Here is a 558-nt window from a genome sequence, read left to right as displayed (position 1 = left end):
AAGACACAGCCACTCCCGGAAGTTCCTGAACGTTTTCAGCGTCGACATCCGCCGTAGCACCAGCGTTTTGAGCGACATCGCCTTTGTCCGCTTCAGAGACCATTGGCCGTGCACGCGGAAGCCGGGGTGCGGACGCAGGCGTGCGCCGGCGTGCCTTCGTAGGCTGGTCACTCGTCTCAGGCTCGACTTCTGTATCTAAGTTCGGTGCAGGCGTAGGCGGCACTTCTTCACGCCCAAAGAGCCTAAGGCCCCGAGAGAAAAAAGAAGCGCGGCCGCCCTGATCCGTTGATGACGGAAGATCAAGGACGCGCGCGGGACGCAAACGGTCTGAACCTGTCTGTGCGAACACGGCGTTCGGCACGGCCACGATAAGAAGCGACAGCGCCACCACGATCCTGAGCCTCATGACGCACATCATGCCGGCTCCTTAAGCAGGATCTCGATACGACGGTTTTCAGCCGCATTCGGATCTTCAGGATTCTTGAGGTTGCGGTCGGCAAAACCTTCGATCGCGCGAATGCGCGTTTCCGGAAGACGTCCTCTCGTCAGCATATAATA

Annotated in this window: 1 protein-coding gene; it reads right to left on the bottom strand. The window is 59.0% G+C overall.

The genetic code is table 11. The features are described 5' to 3' along the window. On the bottom strand, positions 1 to 406 hold a 406-nt coding region (locus CKO43_RS25685), incomplete at its 3' end, for a hypothetical protein (protein ID WP_207185224.1). Between the last annotated feature and the right edge of the window lie 152 nt (positions 407 to 558).

It is taken from the genome of Rubrivivax gelatinosus (assembly GCF_016583785.1).
Lineage (GTDB): Bacteria > Pseudomonadota > Gammaproteobacteria > Burkholderiales > Burkholderiaceae_C > Rubrivivax > Rubrivivax gelatinosus_B.
Note: the sequence above shows the minus strand (reverse complement) of the source record. Positions and strands in the feature narration are given on the sequence as shown.